Source organism: Bradyrhizobium sp. CSA207, from assembly GCF_029051685.1.
GTDB lineage: Bacteria > Pseudomonadota > Alphaproteobacteria > Rhizobiales > Xanthobacteraceae > Bradyrhizobium.
Genome location: NZ_JAACFT010000002.1, coordinates 70615 through 91132, shown reverse-complemented (window position 1 = coordinate 91132; position 20518 = coordinate 70615). Strand labels below are relative to the sequence as shown.

General features: G+C 65.0%; 23 protein-coding genes. 12 read left to right on the top strand and 11 right to left on the bottom strand.

Annotated elements, in window-relative coordinates:
- The first annotated feature begins 302 nt into the window (after positions 1–302).
- The 3 genes from GWG65_RS02200 to GWG65_RS02190 all read left to right on the top strand — a co-directional run bounded on the left by GWG65_RS02200 (position 303) and on the right by GWG65_RS02190 (position 2741).
- Complete coding sequence (locus GWG65_RS02200) at positions 303–608, top strand: DUF6460 domain-containing protein (RefSeq protein ID WP_247389009.1); 306 nt, start codon at positions 303–305, stop codon at positions 606–608.
- Between the two features lie 71 nt (positions 609–679).
- A complete protein-coding gene (locus GWG65_RS02195; RefSeq protein ID WP_275193668.1) occupies positions 680–1414 on the top strand; it encodes an MBL fold metallo-hydrolase in 735 nt (244 codons plus the stop codon).
- Position 1415: 1 nt separating this feature from the next.
- Positions 1416–2741, top strand: a complete 1326-nt coding sequence (locus tag GWG65_RS02190) for an MATE family efflux transporter (RefSeq protein WP_275193666.1) — start codon at positions 1416–1418, stop codon at positions 2739–2741.
- A 356-nt stretch (positions 2742–3097) separates the two neighbouring features.
- Here GWG65_RS02190 and GWG65_RS02185 read toward each other — a convergent pair whose 3' ends face one another.
- Both GWG65_RS02185 and GWG65_RS02180 read right to left on the bottom strand, forming a co-directional pair.
- A complete protein-coding gene (locus GWG65_RS02185; RefSeq protein ID WP_275193664.1) occupies positions 3098–4195 on the bottom strand; it encodes a quinone-dependent dihydroorotate dehydrogenase in 1098 nt (365 codons plus the stop codon).
- The gene (locus GWG65_RS02180; protein WP_275193662.1) at positions 4192–4536 is read right to left on the bottom strand and encodes a DUF952 domain-containing protein; all 345 of its coding nucleotides are present in this window, start codon (positions 4534–4536) and stop codon (positions 4192–4194) included. The genes GWG65_RS02185 and GWG65_RS02180 overlap by 4 nt, the downstream gene beginning before the upstream one ends.
- A 203-nt stretch (positions 4537–4739) precedes the next feature.
- Between GWG65_RS02180 and GWG65_RS02175 the strand changes: the two genes are divergently transcribed.
- Complete coding sequence (locus tag GWG65_RS02175) at positions 4740–5393, top strand: helix-turn-helix transcriptional regulator (protein WP_275193660.1); 654 nt, start codon at positions 4740–4742, stop codon at positions 5391–5393.
- Between the two features lie 117 nt (positions 5394–5510).
- A complete protein-coding gene (locus GWG65_RS02170; protein ID WP_275193659.1) occupies positions 5511–6263 on the top strand; it encodes a carbonic anhydrase family protein in 753 nt (250 codons plus the stop codon).
- 19 nt (positions 6264–6282) lie between these two features.
- Here the strand turns inward: GWG65_RS02170 and GWG65_RS02165 are convergent, their stop codons facing one another.
- A complete protein-coding gene (locus GWG65_RS02165) occupies positions 6283–6600 on the bottom strand; it encodes an antibiotic biosynthesis monooxygenase (protein ID WP_275193658.1) in 318 nt (105 codons plus the stop codon).
- A 155-nt stretch (positions 6601–6755) separates the two neighbouring features.
- Between GWG65_RS02165 and GWG65_RS02160 the strand changes: the two genes are divergently transcribed.
- From GWG65_RS02160 to GWG65_RS02150, 3 genes are all read left to right on the top strand, one after another.
- Positions 6756–7592, top strand: a complete 837-nt coding sequence (locus GWG65_RS02160) for an AraC family transcriptional regulator (RefSeq protein WP_275193657.1) — start codon at positions 6756–6758, stop codon at positions 7590–7592.
- Positions 7593–7666: 74 nt separating this feature from the next.
- Entirely contained in the window at positions 7667–8611 is a 945-nt protein-coding gene (locus GWG65_RS02155) for a 2-dehydropantoate 2-reductase (RefSeq protein WP_275193656.1), read from the top strand.
- Positions 8608–9093 (top strand): cupin domain-containing protein, encoded by a 486-nt coding sequence (locus GWG65_RS02150; RefSeq protein WP_275193655.1) that lies wholly within the window; start codon positions 8608–8610, stop codon positions 9091–9093. The genes GWG65_RS02155 and GWG65_RS02150 overlap by 4 nt, the downstream gene beginning before the upstream one ends.
- Positions 9094–9118: 25 nt before the next feature.
- On the opposite strand, the gene GWG65_RS02145 is transcribed toward GWG65_RS02150, so the two are convergent.
- The 5 genes from GWG65_RS02145 to GWG65_RS02125 form a co-directional block, all read right to left on the bottom strand.
- Positions 9119–10762, bottom strand: coding sequence for a lysine--tRNA ligase (locus tag GWG65_RS02145; protein ID WP_275193654.1), 1644 nt, complete (start codon positions 10760–10762; stop codon positions 9119–9121).
- 186 nt (positions 10763–10948) lie between these two features.
- On the bottom strand, positions 10949–11884 hold the full coding sequence (locus tag GWG65_RS02140) for a transporter substrate-binding domain-containing protein (protein WP_275193653.1): 936 nt from the start codon (positions 11882–11884) through the stop codon (positions 10949–10951).
- 215 nt (positions 11885–12099) lie between these two features.
- Complete coding sequence (locus tag GWG65_RS02135; protein ID WP_275193652.1) at positions 12100–12690, bottom strand: SCO family protein; 591 nt, start codon at positions 12688–12690, stop codon at positions 12100–12102.
- A 24-nt stretch (positions 12691–12714) separates the two neighbouring features.
- Positions 12715–12909 (bottom strand): hypothetical protein, encoded by a 195-nt coding sequence (locus GWG65_RS02130; RefSeq protein ID WP_275193651.1) that lies wholly within the window; start codon positions 12907–12909, stop codon positions 12715–12717.
- Positions 12910–13017: 108 nt separating this feature from the next.
- Positions 13018–13539 carry a hypothetical protein gene (locus GWG65_RS02125; protein ID WP_275193650.1) on the bottom strand — a complete coding sequence of 174 codons (522 nt, stop codon included), beginning with the start codon at positions 13537–13539 and terminating at the stop codon, positions 13018–13020.
- Between the two features lie 264 nt (positions 13540–13803).
- Between GWG65_RS02125 and GWG65_RS02120 the strand changes: the two genes are divergently transcribed.
- The 4 genes from GWG65_RS02120 (at position 13804) to GWG65_RS02105 (ending at position 17415) form a co-directional block, all read left to right on the top strand.
- Positions 13804–15462: an FAD-binding dehydrogenase gene (locus GWG65_RS02120; protein WP_275193649.1), complete on the top strand. Its 1659-nt coding sequence runs from the start codon at positions 13804–13806 to the stop codon at positions 15460–15462.
- A gap of 11 nt (positions 15463–15473) precedes the next feature.
- On the top strand, positions 15474–16379 hold the full coding sequence (locus GWG65_RS02115) for a PHB depolymerase family esterase (protein WP_275193648.1): 906 nt from the start codon (positions 15474–15476) through the stop codon (positions 16377–16379).
- A gap of 124 nt (positions 16380–16503) precedes the next feature.
- On the top strand, positions 16504–16857 hold the full coding sequence (locus GWG65_RS02110; protein ID WP_148740113.1) for a RidA family protein: 354 nt from the start codon (positions 16504–16506) through the stop codon (positions 16855–16857).
- Positions 16858–17049: 192 nt separating this feature from the next.
- Positions 17050–17415 carry a nuclear transport factor 2 family protein gene (locus GWG65_RS02105; RefSeq protein WP_275193645.1) on the top strand — a complete coding sequence of 122 codons (366 nt, stop codon included), beginning with the start codon at positions 17050–17052 and terminating at the stop codon, positions 17413–17415.
- Positions 17416–17609: 194 nt separating this feature from the next.
- Here the strand turns inward: GWG65_RS02105 and GWG65_RS02100 are convergent, their stop codons facing one another.
- The 3 genes from GWG65_RS02100 to GWG65_RS02090 form a co-directional block, all read right to left on the bottom strand.
- A complete protein-coding gene (locus GWG65_RS02100; protein WP_275193644.1) occupies positions 17610–18458 on the bottom strand; it encodes an amidohydrolase family protein in 849 nt (282 codons plus the stop codon).
- A 3-nt stretch (positions 18459–18461) separates the two neighbouring features.
- The gene (locus GWG65_RS02095) at positions 18462–19439 is read right to left on the bottom strand and encodes an aldo/keto reductase (protein ID WP_275193643.1); all 978 of its coding nucleotides are present in this window, start codon (positions 19437–19439) and stop codon (positions 18462–18464) included.
- Between the two features lie 90 nt (positions 19440–19529).
- Positions 19530–20462: a sugar-binding protein gene (locus GWG65_RS02090; RefSeq protein ID WP_275193642.1), complete on the bottom strand. Its 933-nt coding sequence runs from the start codon at positions 20460–20462 to the stop codon at positions 19530–19532.
- Positions 20463–20518: the final 56 nt, after the last annotated feature.

Sequence of the window (20518 nt, the reverse complement as noted above, 5' to 3'; positions counted from 1 at the left end):
AGGCTCGATTGTCGCCAAGGCGAAGGTGCGCCCCCTCTCCCGCTTGCGGGAGAGGGCCGGGGTGAGGGTGTGTCCGCATTGGGACTCCCAAGAGGCGAGAGCCCTCACCCGCGCCTTCGGCGAGACCTCTCCCGCAAGCGGGAGAGGTTACGGAGCCCGCCGCGAGCGACGCGGTCCCAAATCGAAGCTCTGGCGCGCTGCCCGAATTAAAATCCCGTAAGCCGATTGACGCCCCGTTGCGGGTTCCCCATGTGCCTCGCCGTGCCCTATAATGGGGTCGAATCCGCCCAAGGAGTTTTGCGATGGCCCACGACGTCAGAGATTTGCCGGCCGGCCGCAGTGATGGCCTGAACCGCTTTCTCGGCGGCTCGCCGTTGGCGGTCGCGTTTCGCCTGGTCCTGCTCTCGATCCTGGTCGGCGTCGTGCTGGCGGCGATCGGCTTCGATCCCTGGAACATCATCTACAGCATCCGCCTCCTGTTCCAGCGTCTCTGGGATCTCGGCTTCGACGCCGTCAACTGGCTGTGGCGCTACTTCCTGCTCGGCGCCGTCATCGTGGTCCCGATCTGGCTGTTGATGCGCGTGTTCGGCACGCCACGCGGCCGCTAGGTTTTTTTTGAGCATGATCTTGTCGGAAAACCGCTTCACACTTTTCCGGATCATGCTCTAGGGAGCAGCCGATGCAACTGCGTTTCGTCGGCTGCGGCGACGCCTTCGGCTCGGGCGGCAGGTCCAACACCTGCTTCCACGTTTGGGGGAGCGAGGCCAATTTCCTGATCGATTGCGGCGCGTCGGCTCTGCCGGCGCTGAAGCGGCTCGAGATCGACCTCGATGCGATCGACCTGATCCTCATCACGCACTTCCATGGCGACCATTTTGCCGGCCTGCCGTTCTTCCTGCTCGATGCACAATTCTCGCGGCGGACGCGGCCGCTGACCATCGCGGGCCCGCGAGGTATCGAGACGCGGCTGCGTGAGGTGATGGAGGCGTTGTTCGAGCACTCCTCCAAAACCAAGCCGCGCTTCGACCTCTCCGTCATTGAACTGACGCCGGAGCAGAGCTGCAATTTCGGCGTGGTGACCGTGACGCCCTACCCTGTCGTGCACGGCGAATCCGGCGGGCCGTTCCTGGCCTACCGTGTCGAAGCCGAGGGCCGCACGCTGGCCTACAGCGCCGATACCGAATGGACGGAAACGCTCATTCCGCTGGCGCATGGCGCGGACCTTTTCATCGCCGAGGCCTATATGTACGAGAAGGTGGTCAAGAACCATCTCAGCCTGAAGACCTTGGAACAGCATTTGCCAGCAATCGGTGCAAAACGCCTCGTCCTCACCCATATGAGCGACGACGTTCTGTCGCGCCTGGGCGCCATCCAGCATCTCACCGCCGAAGACGGCATGGTGCTCGTGGTCTGACATGCACGCGCCCGTTCATCCCAGGGTCGGCAGCCGCGAGGTGTTCGCCATCGCGGGTCCCGCGATGGTCGCGAACCTCACCACGCCGCTGATCGGCGTGGTCTCGACCACCACGATCGGGCGTCTCGACGACGCCGCACTGCTCGGCGGTGTCGCGATGGCCTCCGTCATCTTCGACTGCCTGTTCTGGCTGTTCGGCTTCCTGCGCATGAGCACGCTCGCCTTCACCGCGCAGGCGCTGGGCGCCGGCCAGACGCAGGAGTTGAGCGCCATTCTCGTGCGCGGCTTCATCGTCGCAGGCCTGATCGGAGCCGCGCTGATCGTGCTGCAATTGCCGCTGGCCGCCGTGCTGTTCGACCTGATGGGCGGCAGCGAGGGGGTCACGCACGCCGCGAAAACCTATTTCATGATCCGGATCTGGTCGTCGCCATTCGCCTTCGCCAATTACGTCATCCTCGGCTGGCTGGTCGGACAAGCCCGGGCCAATCCGGCGCTGCTGCTCCAGGTCGCGATCAACCTCATCAACATGGTGGCGACCATCCTGCTGGTGCTGGTCTATGACACCGGCATCGCAGGCGCGGCGATGGCAGCATTGCTGTCCGAGGCGGTCGGCTTCGTGCTCGGCGTGATCGTCTGCCACCGCTACGCGGGCGGTGGTTTTGCTGTTGCTCGCGCGCGCCTGTTCGACCGTGAGAAACTGATGCGGATGCTGGCGGTGAACTCCGACATCATGATCCGCACCGCGGCGCTGATCGCCGTGTTCCTGTTCTTCACCGCCAAGGGCGCGCGCGCCGGCGACGTCACGCTGGCCGCAAATTCCGTGCTCAATAACTTTTTGCTGGTCAGCGCCTTCTTCCTCGACGGCCTTGCCAACGCCGCCCAGCAGCTCTGCGGCCGCACTTTTGGCGCGCGCGACGCGAAGGGATTTGCGGATTCGACCCGCCTGGTGCTGCTGTGGGGACTAGGCTTCGCGCTGGTCGTCTCCGTGCTGTTCGCACTGTTCGGCCCAAACCTGATCGACTTCATGACGGCAAGCGACGACGTCCGCCGGGCAGCGCGCGATTTCCTGCCGTTCATCGTGCTCGCGCCGGTGCCGGGCGTGTTCGCCTTCGGTTTCGACGGCATCTATGTCGGCGCGACCTGGGCGCGCGAGATGCGCAATCTGATGCTGGCCTCGCTCGCGATCTTCCTCATCACCTGGTGGGCGCTGCAATCGTTCGGCAATGTCGGGCTGTGGTGCGCGCTGATCGCGTCCTACCTCGCACGCGGCGGCTTGCAGGGCGCGCGCTTTCCGGCGCTGTTCAGGCTAACGTTTCCGAAATCGTAGCCCGGATGGAGCGCCAGCGTAATCCGGGACGTTCGTATTCGCGGACGGATTCCCGGATTGCGCTGCGCTCCATCCGGGCTACGGGGATCCCCGCAGGCGGCAGGGCGATCGCATATGGCCTTTTGGGCGGCCTGAGCGCGCGCCTCGTCCTTCGAGACGACCGCTCCGCGGTCTCCTCAGGATGAGGCTGAGCGGCATCGGTGCCCGTTGAAACCGCTGCCGCGCACTCCATCCTCATCCTGAGGGCCCGCCCCTAGGCGGGCGTCTCGAAGGACCGGCCACAACAAGATCAGCCCAAATGCGATCGCCCTGCGGGCTACGGGGATTCCCGCAGGCGGGGAGAGGCGAAGTGCGCCTCACATCCCCGGCCAGTCTTCCGCCGTCAAAGTGGCAGCGTCGGCGCCGACGATCTCGGACAGCGAATCCCGTCCCGTGCGCAGCAGCGTCGAGGTGAGGTCGCGCTTGATCTCGTCGACGAGGCCGAGGCCCTTGTAGATCAGCGACGAATAAAGCTGAATCAGGCTCGCGCCAGCGCGGATCTTCGTCAGCGCCGCGCCGCCCGAATCCACTCCGCCGACGCCGATCAGCGGGAACGCGCCCTCGACGCGCACATAGGTCTCCGCGACCATGCGCGTCGACAGGCGGAACAGCGGCCGCCCGGACAGGCCGCCCTGCTCCTTCGCGCGCGTCTCCTCGCGCAGCGTGCTCGGCCGTGCGATGGTCGTGTTCGACACGATCATGCCGTCGACCCGCCGCGAGCGCGCGACCTGCACGACGTCGTCGAGCTGGGCGAGGCTCAGATCCGGCGCGATCTTCAGCAGTACCGGCGTGTCGCCGGCCTTCTGGCGCACCCGCTCGCGCGCATCGATGACTTTTGCAAGGAGATCGTCGAGCAGCGCGCCCTCCTGCAGATTGCGCAGGCCGGGCGTGTTGGGCGACGACACGTTGACGGTGAAATAGCTCGCCACCGGCGCGAAAGTCTCGATCAGCTTGACGTAATCGGCGACGCGGTCCGGCGAATCCTTGTTGGCGCCGACATTGACGCCGACGATGCCGCCGTGCTGTGCGCGCGCGGCAAGCCGCCGAAGCGCCGTCTCCGCGCCGTCATTGTTGAAGCCCATGCGGTTGATGACGGCCTCGTCGCGCTCGAGGCGAAACAGCCGCGGCCGCGGATTGCCACTTTGCGGCTTCGGCGTCACCGAGCCGATCTCGACGAAGCCGAAGCCGAGCCGCAGCAGTGCATCCGGCACCTCCGCGCTCTTGTCGAAACCAGCGGCCATGCCGATCGGATTGGGAAAGTTGAGCCCGAAGGCGCGCACCGCGAGCTTGGGATCGTCCGGCCGCGGCTTGCCGGGCGGCAGGAAGCGCAGGCCCTGGATCGCGAGCCGATGCGCGTCCTCCGGGTCGAGCCAGCGCAGCACCGGCAATGAAAAGGCATCGAAGGCGCGGATCACGGCAGAAGCTCCGGAATGTCGTGGCTGCCGTCAGAGCGCATGTTGAGATTCGTCACGGAGATCACCGCGCCGAGATCGAGTTCGCCATACAGATGCGGAAACAGCTCGTCATTGCGCGAGCGCTCCCAGCGCAAGCCGGCTCCGAGCGCCTCGTCGTCGACCTCGACCAGGAACAGCGCCCGCTGGCCAAAGAAATGCTTTCGCAGGGTCTCGGGAACCTGGGCGGCGGTCGAGAAATGGATGAACCCATCGCGCGTGTCATCCGCGCTGCCCCGGTACACGCCCTGCCGTTCCGCCTCGCGCCAGGCCGAGGCCGGACAGATTTTATAGATCTTGACCACCGCTTGCGGAGCCCTGTTTGCCCGTTGAGTCAGCTCGTTGAGTCTTTTGGGGTTTTTCGTCTCTGACGGGTCTTCAAATCCCGCGCGCGACCGTAAAGGCCACACCTCGCGAACTCAAGACTTAGCCACACCCCTTGCACGAAAAACGGAAAACCGGTTGATTTAAGGACAGTTTTCCTGAGTTGCGACGGGCTGGACCTTCCATGGTCAGGCAGGCCAAAGCGCAGAGGATGCTAACCCACGATCAGGTCTGGGGGGCGCTGGATCGGCTGGCGGCGCGCGCCGGGCTGTCGCCGTCCGGGCTTGCCAAGCGCGCCGGGCTCGATCCCACCACCTTCAATAGGTCCAAGCGCGTCACCGCCGACGGCCGCGAGCGCTGGCCCTCGACCGAATCGATCGCCAAGGCGCTCGCCGCGGCCGAATCGTCCATTGAGACTTTCGTGAAACTGATCGGCGACGACGCCGGTGACCGCCGCTGTGTGCCGCTGCTCGCCTTCGCACAGGCCGGCGCGACCGGCTCTTTCGACGAGTCCGGCTTTCCCAGCGGCAAGGGCTGGGCCGAGATCGCGCTTCCCGCCGCCGAGGACGGCCACACCTTTGCGCTGGAGATTTCCGGCGATGCGCTACAGCCTGCCTACCGCGACGGCGACGTCATCCTGGTTTCGCCGGGCACGCCGGTCCGCAACGGCGACCGCGTGGTGGTAAAGACCAGGGACGGCGAGGTGACGGTCGCGACACTGAAGCGCCGCACGGCAAAAGCACTGGAATTGCAGCCGCTCGATGCGGCGCAGGCTGGGCGGACGATGGCGGCGGGCGATATCGCCTGGATCGCGCGAATCGCGTGGGCGAGCCAGTAGATTCCGGCGCGATAGATTCGCGATAGAGTCTTGGCGCGATCGCCGTTGCGACACACCCCCCTTTCGCCTAGGTTGCGCCGATATTGCGAAAGCCAAATGCATCTCAGGAGGAATATGATGAATCGCCGTCATGCATTGAAGGCGCTCGCGGGTCTCGCCCTTTGCCCGCTATGCAAGCCGGCCTTCGCCGCCGAAGCCGCGCATTGGAGCTATGAAGGCGTGGGCGGCCCGGCCAAATGGGGCGATCTCGACGCAGCCAACAAGGCCTGCGCGGTCGGCCTGCAACAATCGCCGATCGACATTGAGGCGACGATCAAATCGCAACTTCCGACGCTGAAACTGAACTGGGCCAAGAGCGCCGACACCATCGTCAACAACGGGCATACGATCCAGCTCAATTTCGCGGAAGGAAGCACGCTGACGCTCGGCAACGTCAAGTACAAGCTGCTGCAAGTGCACTTCCACCGGCCGAGCGAGCACATGATCGGCGGCAAGAATTTTCCGATGGAGGCGCACTTCGTCCATCGCAACGATGCCGGCGGGCTTGCCGTGATCGGCGTGCTGATGGCCGAAGGCAGGCCGAATGCGAGCTTCAACACGATCGTCAAGACCATGCCGGCCGCGGAAGGACCTGCGGTGAAGGCCGACGGCAGCATCCATCCGGGCGCCATGCTGCCGCAAAAGCTCAGCTACTTCCGCTATTCCGGCTCGCTGACGACGCCGCCCTGCTCGGAAGTGGTCGAATGGCTGCTGCTCACCGATCCCATCCAGGTGTCGGCCGCAGACATCGCCGCCTTCGCGAAACTTTATCCCATGAACGCGCGGCCGGTGCAGAAGGACAACCGGCGTTACGTGTTGCGATCGATTTGATCGAGAAACCCCGGCGGCTTCATCCGTTGTCCCGGATGTCGACGACAACCTCGTAGTTGGCAGCCGTCGAATCGAAGTCCGTCAACATGGCCTGCGCGTCGGGATCGACGATGGCCTTTTCGGGATCGGGACCTGCGAAGGCACGGATACTGTCGAGGCTCTGCCATAGGGTCAGCGCCAGCAATTCAATACCGCCCTTGACCTCGCGCCGCAGCAGCGACGCGCCGGAGAAGCCGTCGATCGCCTTGAGACGCGGAACGACCTCGATCGCGAAATGATGCTGATACATGGCGGCTTTGTCGCGCGTGGCCGCTGCACGCCAGATACGGGCGATCAATTCTTGCTCCCTCCGAGAACCCTGCAACGCGAATTCTCAGGGAGAAGGAGGGACACGGTATTGGCCGAAATTGCCGCAACGCCATGCCGATTTTGCGTCTCGCACAGAACCGCTCATGCCGTCATGATGGGTAGGCGACGGAACACGAGCATTCGATGGCGCGCCGGGACACCGGAAACCACACCAGCTACTGGCACAGCCGGCGAATTCCCGGCATGAGCCTGCTGCGCGCCGATTTCCGCCGTCACGACTACGGCACCCACACCCATGATGCCTTCGTGATCGCGGTGACCGAGGCCGGCGGCACCGAAATCCGCAACCGGAACATGGCGCGCAAGGTCGGCCCGGCCACGCTGTTCGTATCCAACCCCGGGGATCGGCAATCGGCGCGGATGGGCGACAGCGAAAATTGGCGCTATCGCGCCTTCTATCTGGCGCAGCCAGCAATCGACCATCTCGCCCGGCGCTTCGGCATCGACACCATGCCCCATTTCCCGGAGAGCATGCTCGACGACGGCGACCTGATCGGGCGGTTCGGCCGGCTCCACCGGGCGCTCGAAACCGAACAGGACAGTCTCCTCGCCGACGAGCTCGTCATCGATGCCTTCGGCCGGCTGTTCGGCCGCCATGGCAGCGGCGGCGACCGCCGCAATCTTCCCGCGGGACAAGACGCCGCCGCCGCGATGCGGCTGATCGCGTTGATGCGGGAGCGCTGCGCCGAAAACCTGAGCCTGGACGACCTCGCCCGTATCGCCGATCTCACCAACTTCCAATTGATCGGGCTGTTCAAGCGCGCGGTCGGGCTGACCCCGCACGCCTATCTCGTTCACGTCAGGCTCAACGCCGCCTGCCGCCTTCTGCGGCGGGGCCATTCGCTGGCGGACAGCGCGCTGGCGGCGGGCTTCTGCGACCAGGCAGCGCTCAACAGGCATTTCCGCCGCTGCTACGGCATCACTCCGTTGCAGTATGCGCAGGCCGCGCGGACTGGCTGAACCACGGCCCGCCGCAATTTCAGCCAATACTGACAGCGAATACGGGCCCTACAGCGATCTCGGAGGTTCAGTTGATGTCCCTGAGCGATCATGCCACGTCTGGACGCCGTCGCGTTGCCGTTGTCGGCCTCGGCAGTATCGGCGGCATCATTGCCGGCTCGCTCGATGCGGCCGGCCGGCACGACGTCACCGCCTGCGTGAGACGCGGGATCGAACGGCTGGTCGTTGAGCGTCCAGACCGCACGATCGAGGCGCGGCTTCGTGTCCTGACCGATCCGACCCGGGCCGAGACCCAGGACTGGGTGCTGTTGTGCACCAAGGCGCAGGACACCGCCTCGAGCGCGCCCTGGCTGCAACGGCTTTGCGACCCCGACACGCGTGTCGCCGTTCTGCAGAACGGCATCGGGCATGTTGAACGGCTGGCGCCGCTTGTCGGACCCGCAACCGTCGTGCCGACCATCGTCTACTATAATGGCGAGCGGCTGGCGCCGGACCATGTCCGCTATCGCCGCGCCAGCGATTACGATTTTGCGGTCAGCGACGATGCCGACGGACGCGCATTCGCGGATCTGCTCGAAGGCACGGCGATGCGGATCCTGCTCAGTCCCGACTTCAAGACCATCGCCTGGCGCAAGCTCCTGCTCAACGCCGTCGCCAATCCGATCACTGCGCTCACCCTCCAGCGCCAGGGCGTATTCCGGCGCGAGGACATGGGCGCGCTGGTGCTCTGCGCCCTCGAAGAGGCGGCTGCGGTCGCGCGCGCCGACGGCGCGCAGCTCGCGGCCGACGAGGCCTCGCAACTGCGGGCGATGCTGCTGACCTTCCCGCCGGACGCCGGCACCTCGATGTATTTCGACCGGCTGGCGGGACGCACCTCCGAAGTCGACGCGCTGACCGGCGCCGTTGTCGCGGCCGGCGAACGCCATCACATCGCAACGCCGCTCTGCCGCATGCTGCTGACCCTGATGCGCGCGGCGGACAGCACGCCGATCGCCAGCCTGGCCAAGAAAGCGCAATGACAACATCATCCCAATTGACACGTCCGGCATTCGATCCGGACGACGTGAGCGAAAGCAATTTCACGAGCTATCCGGCCGTGCACCGCGCCGCCAATCAGACGCGCTACAATCGCCGGCTCGGCGACCACGCGGGCCTGAAGAACTTCGGCGTCAACCTGACCCGCATCGTTCCAGGCGGCCAATCCTCGTTTCGCCACGCGCATTCGCGTCAGGACGAATTCGTCTTCGTGCTCGAGGGCGAGGTCGTGCTCGAGACCAACTGCGGCACGCAGGTGTTGACGGCAGGGATGTGCGCCGGTTTTCCGGCCGGCAGCGGCGACGCACATCGCTTCGTCAACCGGACGGGACAGGACGCCAAGCTGCTGGTGATCGGCGACCGCACGCTGGACGACGAGATCAGTTATCCCGACGTCGATATGCGCGCCGTGCTCGGACCGGACGGGACCTACAGATTTACGACCAAGGCGGGCGAGCCGCTTTAGCCTCGCGCGCCCATCCCAAGGTCGGTCATGCGCTCCGCGCCAGCGCGCCGTCAATCATGTTGATCGCGTTCTGGATGCCGTAGACCGCGACGAAGGAGCCGAAGCGCGGGCCTTTCTCCTGGCCGAGCAGGACCTGGTAGAGCATGTTGAACCAGTCCAGCGTGACACCGGGGCGGCCGTCCTTGCCCTTCTTGACAGGATCGAGGAACGGCTCGCGGCGGCCGATCTCGTAGACGACGTTCTGGATCTCTTCGGCAGAGGCGTCTTGCGGCAGCTGCGACAGCGCATCGCGCAGATCCTGCAGCGCGGCGCGCTCGGTGTCGGTCGGTTCGCGGAACTGCTTGGTCGGCGCCACGAAATCGCGGTAGTAATTGATGGCATAGCCGACTATTGCGTCGAGCTTGGGATGCGTCTGCGGCGACACGCCGGGGCGGTAGCGGCCGATGAAGCCCCACAGCGTTTCAGCATTCTCCGCATTTGACGACGACACCAGCGTCAGCAGCAGCTGGAAGGTGACGGGCATGTCGCCCTTCGGCGGATGGCCGCTGTGGATGTGCCAGACCGGATTGCCGAGCTGCTGCTTTCCATCCTGCTTGGCAAAGCCGTCGATGAACTGCTGGTAGTCGTCGACGTTGCGCGGGATGACGTCGAAATACAGTCGCTTCGCCGCCTTCGGCTCGCGGTACATGAACAGCGACAGCGATTCCGGCGAGGCATAGCGCAGCCATTCGTCGATGGTGAGGCCGTTGCCCTTCGACTTCGAGATCTTCTGGCCCTTCTCGTCGAGGAAGAGCTCGTAATTGAAGCCTTCAGGCGGCGTGCCGCCGAGCGCCTTCGTGATCGCGCCGGACAGCTTCACGGAGTCGATGAGGTCCTTGCCGGCCATCTCGTAGTCGACGCCGAGCGCGACCCAGCGCATCGCCCAGTCGGCCTTCCACTGGCACTTGACGTTGCCACCGGTGACGGGCGTTTCGACCTCCTCGCCGGTGTCGGGGTCGACATAGGTGATCGTGCCGGCGGCGACGTCGCGGCGGATCATCGGCACCTGGAGCACGATGCCGGTGGTCTTGCTGATGGGGAGGAACGGCGAATAGGTCGCGCGGCGGTCCGGCCCCAGCGTCGGCAGGATGATCGCCATGACCTGGTCGTAGGCGGCCAGCATCTTCAGCAGTGTCGCGTCGAAGCGGCCTGATCTGTAATAATCAGTCGAGCTCGCGAATTCGTAGTCGAAGCCGAAATGATCGAGGAAGGCGCGCAGGCGCGCGTTGTTGGCGGCGCCGAACGAGGGATGTTCGTTCGAGAACGGGTCCGGCACGGCGGTCAGCGGCTTGCCGAGATATTGCGCCAGCATGTCCTTGTTCGGCACGTTGTCCGGCACCTTGCGCAGGCCGTCCATGTCGTCGGAGAAGGCGAGCAGGCGCGTCTTGATCTTGTCTTCGGTCAGCACGCGGAAGGCGTGGCGCACCATCGAGGTGCGCGCGACCTCGCCGAAGGTGCCGATATGCGGCAGGCCCGAGGGGCCATAGCCGGTCTCGAACAGCACCTCGTCCTTGGGCGATTTTTTCAGCCGCGCGACAATGGCCTTCGCCTGCTCGAACGGCCAGGCGCTGGATTGTTCGGCGAGCGCACGCAGATCGCTCGGGCTCGCGGCGAGATCGATGACAGACATTAAGGGCCTCCGGGCCGCGGAAAATAGCGATTTCCCGGCAGAATGCAATTTTGCGAGACCCTCACCCTGAGGAGCGCGCTCTTCAGCGCGCGTCTCGAAGGGCGAGGCCACCAGCGGGGCCTTCATCCTTCGAGACGCTTGCTTCGCAAGCTCCTCAGGATGAGGAATTGGTGCCGGAGCGTGAGGCTAGAACGGACTCACCGAAAAATACCGCAGCCACAAATCGGTATAGCGGCCTTTTTCCCAGACGCGGAACATCGCCCAGTTCAGGGCCTGGCGCAGCACGTCGTTGCCCTTGCGCACGGCGATGCCGATGCCTTCTCCGAAGAAGCGGCTCTCGACGAAGGGGCCGCCGGAGAAGGCGCAGCAATCACCGGAATCGGTGCCGTTGATCCAGAACGCCAGCGAGATCGCATCACCGAAGATGAAATCGACCTCGCCCTTGCGTAAAGCGCTGCGCATGGCGTCGTCGTTGGGATAGGGGTGCAGCTCGGCGTCGGTGAACATCGCCTTTAGATACGCCTCATGCGCCGAGCCCGCGATGGCGCCGACCTTCTTGCCTTCGAGGTATTCGGGGCGGATCTCCGGCATCACCGCATCCTTGCGCGAGGCGAAGCGCGCCGGCACACGGTAGTAGGGATCGGTGAAATCGACGCGGGCGCGGAGCTGCGGGCTCACCGCCATCGAGGCGATGATGGCATCGCCCCGGTTGGAGGCGAGCGCGTCGACCAGCGTCTCGAAGCGGCGCATCTGCACCGTGCAGGTGACCTTGATCTCCTCGCACAGCGCGCGAGCAAAATCGACGTTGAAGCCGGCCGGATTGCCATCGGCCCCGGTGTAGTTGAACGGCGGATAGTCGGTCTCGGTCAGGAAGCGGATCACGGTCAGGCGCGACAGGTCCGGCCGCTCGGGGCGCCGCCGCGGGTCCCAGAAGCCCGGCACGGCCTGGGGGGCGGCTTGGGGACCGACCCGCGGCGTGGCTTGAGGCGCAGCGGGCGCCGGCTTGGCCGGGATCTGGGCCATCGCGCCAGGCAGACCCGCCAGCAGGCAAGCGCCAGCCGCCAGCCCCAACAGGACCCGGCGCACGATTTGGAGCGATTTTACCTGTCGCGATGCGGCCATCGGCGGGAAATGAACGGATTTCGTTGGGATCGGAGGGCCTTATAGACCATCCCGCCGGGAACGCGAGCGGGGATTGCGGCCGAAAGTTCCGGCCGTCCGTCATGCCCGGGCTTGTCCCGGGCATCCACGCACATTCTCGCGTATCCCAAGAACGTGGATGGCCGGGACAAGCCCGGCCATGACGATGTGGAAGCTGGTGCGCCCGAAAGAAGCCCCTATAGATACCGCTTCAGCTCGATCGCCGCCTCTTCGGGGCTCCGCTTCAGGTTGAACGGCGAGACGAACCTGCCGTCGCGGTCCATCAGATAGGTTAGCGCGGTGTGATCCATGGTGTAGTCGCCGTCCTTGGTCGGGACCTTCTTGGCGTAGACCCGGTAGGACGTGATCACCTTGGCGGTCTCTGTAGGATCCCCGCTCAGGCCCTCGAGATGCGGGTCGAAGCTCGAGAGATAATCCTTCATCGCGGCCTGCGTATCGCGCTCGGGATCGACCGAGATGAAGATGGCGTTGACTTTGTCGGCATCCTTGCCCATCGCGCGCAGCACTTCCGAGATCTCGAACAGCGAGGTCGGGCAGACGTCGGGGCAATGGGTGTAGCCGAAGAAGATCAGGGTCGGCTTGCCCTTGAGGTTCTGGTCGGTGACGACCTTGCCGTTCTGGTCGGTGAGCTGGAACGGGCCGCCGATTGCGGCCGGCTGCGCCACCTTGCTCACCCCGCCCATGGCCCAGAACATGATCAGGAGCCCGACAAGGAGGCTTGCTGCGAAGGCGGTCGCGATCACCAGCGGACGGGTGGCGGAGCTCATGGGCGGAAGACTTCCTGTCGCGGATCAGAAGCAGGCGGCGAAGCCGGCCCTGATCATTTCGAAGAACATTTGCGTGCCGTAGTGGAACCACAGTGCGAGCGCCCCGGTCACGGCAAGCCCACCGATCACTGCACCGGCGAACAGCAGCACGGACGACGTCCGGCCGGCAGTGGGCGAATTGTCCTGTAACGGATGGGTGGGGTTCAGTGGTTGAGCCATGACAACGATTGGGCCAAAAGCGCCCGTTCCCTGGCTCTCAAATAGGCATTGACCCGCCGACGGGCAAGCGCCGCGGGCGGGCCAAAGATCACGTCGCGCTTGATAGGTTCAGTGCAGCAGCTGCCCGCGGGCCGACTCCAACTCTTCCGCTGGCTGAGCAGATCGGCGCAAAGGCCTGTTGGCCGAGGCTTGCGCGTCGAGGTAGCAGGGCTTGTACATGGCCTGGAGCTGCTTGCCCCGGAGGAAGAGCATGTGCGGGGTGAGGCCGCCGCGCTGCATGATCCAGCGTTTCACCTGCGACGGATACATCGCGTAGAGCATCTGGGTCGCTTCGGCATTGGTGATGGCCCGGCCGTTGCTGCCGAAATCCCAGGCGGCGTGGAAGCCGAGCATGGCGTGCGAGGTCACGCAGATGCGGTCGCGCGGGATGGCACCGAGGACGATGGTACAGGCGGATGCGCAGAGGCCGTCGATGATGACGGTGTCACCGGATTGCCGCAGGTCCTGGTATTTGTCGACGTAAGTTCCAATCCGGCCGCCGCGGTCGTCCGCGATCCGAACCACCGCGTGAGAAGCCCCCATGCCCGCGATCAGGAGGACCGCCGCGAGCAACCCCGTCAGAAACCTCATTGTCCCCCGCCCCAGTCGAGTTCGAATCTGCGTGTCAGGTGGTGATGCACCGCTAGCGTCGGTCGTAACCGCGGCTTTGTCTAGGCACGCCGGCTCGCTCAAAACAAATTCAAGTCCAGTGTTGCGTCCGCGCTGCACTCGGCGGCGTTGGTCCCAAAGGCGTTGGGTCCCAAACTGGAACAAGTTAATGATGTCTTACGCGACAGCCCCTTGATCTCAGTTGCAACCGCTGACTTCAATCCGGGGAACTACAGGGGGGAACTCATGACTGAGCAGGCGGACGTCATCGTCGTCGGCAGCGGATTATCGGGCCTAGTGGCCGCGACCGAAATTGCCGATACCGGCAAGCGCGTGATCGTGGTCGACCAGGAGGGCGAGCAGTCGCTCGGCGGCCAGGCGTTCTGGTCGTTCGGCGGATTGTTCCTGGTCGATTCGCCGGAGCAGCGCCGGCTCGGCATCAAGGACTCCTTTGATCTGGCGATGCAGGACTGGCTCGGCACCGCCGGCTTCGACCGTGACGAGGATTTCTGGCCGCGGCAGTGGGCGGAAGCCTATGTCGCGTTTGCTGCCGGCGAAAAGCGCGCCTGGCTGCGCGCCATGGGCCATCGCATCTTTCCCGTGGTCGGCTGGGCCGAGCGCGGCGGCTATGATGCGATGGGCCACGGCAATTCCGTGCCGCGCTTTCACGTCACCTGGGGCACCGGCCCGGGCATCGTCGAGCCGTTCGAGCGCCGCGCGCGCGAAGCCGTCCACAGCGGCCGGCTGATTTTCAAGTTCCGCCACCGCGTCGATGCGCTCTCCGTCACCAACGGGACGGTGGATGGCATCAGCGGCGTCATTCTCGCAGCCGATCAGGTCGAACGCGGCAAGAGTTCCTCGCGCAAATCGGTCGGCGAGTTTGCGCTGAAGGCGCAGGCCGTGGTCGTCGCCTCCGGCGGCATCGGCGGCAACCATGATCTCGTCCGGCAGAACTGGCCGAAGCGGCTCGGCGAGCCGCCGAAATTCATGATCTCCGGCGTGCCCGAACATGTCGACGGCCGCATGATCGGGATCACGGAGGCGATCGGCGCGCGGCTGATCAACCGCGACCGCATGTGGCATTATGTCGAGGGCATCCAGAACTGGTCGCCGATCTGGCCGCGCCACGGCATCCGCATCCTGCCGGGCCCGTCCTCGATGTGGTTCGACGCGACGGGCACGCGGCTGCCGGCGCCGCTGTTTCCCGGCTCGGACACGCTCGGCCAGCTCCAATACATCATGTCGACCGGCTACGATTATTCCTGGTTCATCCTGACGCAGAGCATCATCAAGAAAGAATTCGCGCTGTCGGGCTCGGAGCAGAATCCCGACCTCACCGGCAAGAGCTGGCGCATGACCTTGCGCCGGGCCACCAACAAGGGCGCGCCGGCGCCGGTGGAGGCGTTCAAGCGCCACGGTGCTGACTTCATCGTACGCGACAAGCTCGAGGATCTCGTTGCCGCGATGAACAAGCTCGCCGGCAACGACCTGCTCAGGCTTGACGAGGTGAGGATGCAGATCGAGGCGCGCGACCGCGAGATCGGCAATCCTTACGTCAAGGATGCGCAGGTGATGAACATCCACAATGCGCGGCGCTACATCGGAGACAGACTGATCCGCACCGCCTCCCCGCACCGCATCCTCGATCCCGCGCATGGTCCGCTGATCGCAGTCAAGCTCAACATCCTCACCCGCAAGACGCTGGGCGGCTTCGAGACCGATCTCGACTCGCGCGTGTTCGGCGAGGAGGGCAAAGTCATCCCCGGGCTCTACGCGGTCGGTGAAGCCGCCGGCTTCGGCGGCGGCGGCGTGCACGGCTATCGCTCGCTGGAAGGCACCTTCCTCGGCGGCTGCCTGTTCTCGGGCCGCAATGCGGGCCGCGCCGCGGCGAAAGCGGTGGTCTAGTGCGGACTTGGATGCGCATTGCGGCGCTGGTTGCGGCATTGGCTGCCGCCCCGCCTGCATTCGCCGACACGATCGACGTCGGCGGCGTGAAGCGCTCTTACAGCGCGCAACTGCCGGCGAAAAAGCCGGCACCGCTCGTGGTCGTGCTGCACGGCACGACCCAGCGCGGCGCCGATATGGTGGCGCGGACGGCATGGCCGCAGGTCGCAAAGCGCGAAGGCCTGGCCGTGGTGTTTCCGGACGGGCTCAACAATGCCTGGGCCGATGCCAGAACAAAGGCAGGACCTGCGCTGCGCGGACCGCCTCCCGGCACCGACGACATCGCGTTCATCGCCAAGCTCGTCGAGAAGCTGGTGGCCGACGGCACGGCCGATGCCAAGCGCGTCTACGTCACCGGCGTTTCCAATGGCGGCGCGATGGCGATGACGCTCGCTTGCGCGCGCGCCGATCTGTTCGCGGCCGGCGCGAGCGTGATCATGAATCTCACCGACGAAGCCGCCGTTACCTGCCATCCGTCGCGGCCGCTGCCGATGCTGCTCATGAACGGCACGGCCGACCCGCTAATCCCCTACGAGGGTGGACGCGGATCGAGCTACTATGCCGCAGACGGGTTCTGGTCGACCGAAGAGACGCTGGCGTTCTGGCGCAAGCTCAATGGCTGCGAGACCGGAGACGCCGACGTGACCGACCTGCCCGACAAGGCGCCCGCGGACCAGTCCACCGTCACGCGGATTTCCTCGCGCTGTCCCAGCGGGCACGACGTCGTGCTCTATCGCATCAACCATGGCGGCCACCGCATGCCCGGTTCCTCCCCGGATGCCCGTTTCCCGAAGATCGCGGCACGCCTGCTCGGGCCGCAGAACAACGACATCGACGGCGCCGAAACGATCTGGACGTTTTTCAGCCGGTTTCCGTAAGGCTGCGCATGCACCGCCGCATGCGTGCCTGGCAACGCATGCGTGCCTGGCAATGCATGCGTGCCTGGGGTGGCACAGCGCTGGGCACTGCGCTAGACAGGGCCGCCATTTACAGGAGATCCCAATGAGCATTCAACGCCTTGAAACCGGCCCGCGCATGAGCCAGGTTGTCGTGCACGGCAACACCGTCTATCTCGCCGGTGTCGTCGCCAACAACGCCGCCGGCGAAAGCGTCACGAAGCAGACCCAGGATATCCTGGCGACCATCGACGGCCATCTCGCCAAGGCCGGCACCGACAAGTCCAAATTGCTCTCGGCCACCATCTACATCACCGACATGAAGACGTTCCAGGAGATGAACGCGGTGTGGGACGCCTGGGTCTCGCCCGGCAACACCCCGGCGCGCGCCACCGTCGAAGCCAAGCTCGCAGCGCCGCAGTACACCGTCGAGATCATGGTCGTCGCGGCGAAATCATAGCCGCGTAAGATTTGCGATCGCCTGAAGCGCGATGAAAGCATCATCGCGCTTCAGTTGTTTGTTTGCGCATGACCTTGCCGGAAAGCCACTTCACACTTCCGGATCATGACCTCCGAGGTAATCGATCGGCGCGCGCGAACCTTCGATAGTCAGGGACAGCCGAATAAGACGGCGCCATCGAAGGAGAACACCATGACCGACCCCATCACCGTCGCCCGCCGCTATATCGATCTCTGGAACGAGCGCACCGCAGGCCGTCGCCGCAAGCTGCTCAGCGAGAACTGGACGGCGGATGCAAGCTACGTCGATCCCCTGATGCAGGGCGGCGGTCATGGCGGCATCGATGCATTGATCGCCGGTGTGCAGCAGCGCTTTCCCGAATTCAAGTTCAAGCTGATCGGCGAGCCCAACGGCTACGGCGACCATGTTCGTTTTTCGTGGGGGCTTGGCCCCGATGGCATCGACAGCCCGATCAAAGGCACCGATTTCGCGGTGCTGAAGGACGGCCGCATCATGAGCATCGTTGGCTTTCTGGACCAAGTGCCCGCTGGGGTGTGAGGATGCGCTCGTTATTGTGCCCTCTCCCCTTGTGGGAGAGGGCAGCGACGCCGGTAGACACAGGCTCGGTTGGGTGAGGGGTTCTCTCCGCAGATGCCCCTCGCGCGTTCTGAACTCGCGGAAGCAACCCCTCATCCGGCGCTTTGCGCCACCTTCTCTCACAAGGGGAGAAGGAAGAAAGAGCGCGGCAAGCCTCAACTAGCCACCAACCGATATGCGGCCTTCGCATTCACCCCAAACGCCTTCTCCCGCACCTGCGGCCCAAGTTTCGCCAGACACGCTTCCAGCGCGCTCTTGATCTCGCCGTAACTCCCCGCGAGCAAGCACACCGGCCAGTCGGAGCCGAAGATCAGGCGATCCTCGCCAAAACATTTTGCGACGTGCTCGACGAATGGAAGCAGCCGCTCTGCGTCCCAGTCGTTCCAAACCGCTTCCGTCGCCAGCCCTGAGATCTTGCACCAGACATTGCCGCAGGCGGCGAGCGCTGCGATGCGATCGGCCCATTCGGGGCTCCAGCCGTCGGCGATCGGCGGCTTGGCGGCGTGATCGAGCACGAAGCGCGCGTGCGGAAACGCCTGCGCGGTCGCGATCGCGGCGGGCAGCTCAGGAGTGCGGACCAGGAAATCGTAGGCGAGATCATGGGCGAACACTGCGGTGAGGCCACGCTGGACGTCCTCGCGCAACAGCCAATCAGGATCTGGCTCGTCGTGGACCTGGTGGCGGATGCCGACCAGCTTGTCCCCGCCGGGAGAAGCACGCAGCCGGTCCAGCGTTTCGCCAAGCCAACCGTCAGTCAGATCAACCCAGCCGACAACGCCAACGACGAAAGGGCTGTCGCGCGCGATGCGCAAAAATTCCTCGGTCTCCGCCAGCGCGGAGCGACACTGCACCACGATGCTGGCGTCGACGCCGTTCGCCTTCAAGAGCGGCGCGAGATCGGCCGGAGTGAAGGCGCGGCGGATCGGCGCGAGTTCAGGCGCGTCCATCCAGGGATAGTCGGCACGCGCCGGATCCCAGAAATGCTGATGGCCGTCGATGATCATGGCTTACGCTCCGCCCGGCAACGGGGCCCGCGCGTCGACCAGCTTTCGCGCGCGCAGCTCCTGCCAGAAGGCCGGCGGCACCACGCTCTGCGACATCGCGATGTTGTCGGCCACTTCGACAGCGTTGCGCGCGCCCAGCACGGCAACTGTCACCGCCGGATGGGCGATGCAGAACTGCAGCGCTGCAGCTTTCAGCTCGGTGCCGTGCTTGCGGCAGAGCTCGTCGAGCTCACGCGCCCGCGCAACGAGCCCCGCATCGGCGTCCTGATAGTTGAACTTCGCGCCGGCACCGGGATTGGCGAGGATGCCGCTGTTGTAGATGCCGCCGAGCAGGATACCGATGTTTTTCGTGGCGCAGACCGGAAACAGCGCATCCAGCGCGCCCTGGTCGAGCAGGGTGTAGCGGCCGGCGAGCAGGAAGCAATCGACCGGCACGGCCTCGGCGAACCGGACCAGCATCTCCGACTGGTTCATGCCGGCGCCGATCGCCTTGACCGTGCCGTCGGAACGCAGGCGCTGGAGTGCACGGAAGGCGCCGGCGACAGCGGCGTCATAGTGATCGTCGGGATCATGCACGAGCAGGACATCGACGCGGTCGAGCCCGAGCCGCGCCAGGCTCTCCTCCACCGACCGCATCACGCCGTCATGGCTGAAGTCGAACACCGGCCGCTCGCGCGGCGTGCCCTTGTAATGGTCATCCTCGGCCGCCGGGCCGTCCGGCGCGCGCAGCAACCGGCCGACCTTGGTCGAGACGGCGTAGGATTCGCGTGGCTGCTGCCGCAGGAAAGCGCCAAGCCGCCGCTCCGCCAGGCCAAAGCCGTAGAGCGGGGCGGTATCGTAGAAACGGATTCCGGCCGACCAGGCGCGTTCGATCGTCGCTTCCGCGTCGGCATCGCTGACGGGGGCGAACAGTCCGCCGAGAGGTGCCGTGCCGAGACCGATTGATGTCACGTCAAACGTGCCGAGCCGCGACCGTTCCATTCCCATTCCTTCCAGCTTCCGATTGATCTCTCCCGCTTGCGAAATCCGCAAGCGGGAGAGACAGGCAGGAGCGCGGGGCTGGCGGCGCTCCTACTTTAGCAGTTGAGCGACGTTGTCCTTCGTCACCAGGTCGAGGCCGGTATAGATCACTTCCGGAACCTTCTGGCCCTTCTTAATCGCCAGCAGGGTGTCCATCGACTTCTCGCCCATTTCGAACGGACGCTGGCCGGTGAGCGCGTTGGAGTATCCGTCACGCAGCAGCTCGAGCTGCATCTTCAGCGTGTCGGCGACGACGAGCGTGAACTTGCCGGCATCGATATCCTTCTTGTTCTTGTTGACGAAGGCCTTGTAGCCTTCGGGCGCGAACATCGGCCAGCCGCCGATCGGCACGATGGCGCCGAGATCCGGCGTCGCGGTGCGCAAGTCTGCCATCTGCTGGATCGCGAGCGCGGGATCGTCGTTGCAGAAGGTCGGCGAGCCCTGAACCTCGACCCACTTCGTGCCCTTCAGCGACTCACGGACGCCGTCGACGCGCTCGGCGAGGTTCTTGGCGCCGGGACCGCCGGAGATGATCGCATATTTGCCGCCTTCGGGCCTGAGCTGGGCCAATTGCTTGCCGAGCGCGAGACCGAAGTCCTTATTGTTGGTGCCGATATAAGCGATGCGCTTGGAGCCCGGCGCATCCGCGTCGAACGTGATCACCGGAATGCCGGCCGCCGTCGCAGCCTCGATCGACTTGGTCATCGCCGCGACGTCGGCAACCGAGATCGCGAGCCCATCCACCTTCTGCGTGACGAAGTCCTGGATGATCTGCGCCTGCGTTGCCGGTTCATGCTCGACCGGCCCCTTGTAGATGCACTCGACGTTGCCGAGTTCCTTGGCCCGCTTCAGGCAGCCGTCACGCGCCACGTCGAAGAACGGATTGTTCATCGCCTTGGGCACGATGGCGAACTTGTAGGTCTGCGCGAATGCCGGGGTCGCCATCATCGCGATGGTCACGCCGGCCAACAGAAGCTTCTTCATTTTGCTTTCCCTCCACACTTTGTTGCCTATCCTTTTGTGATGTGATGCTCCGGCAG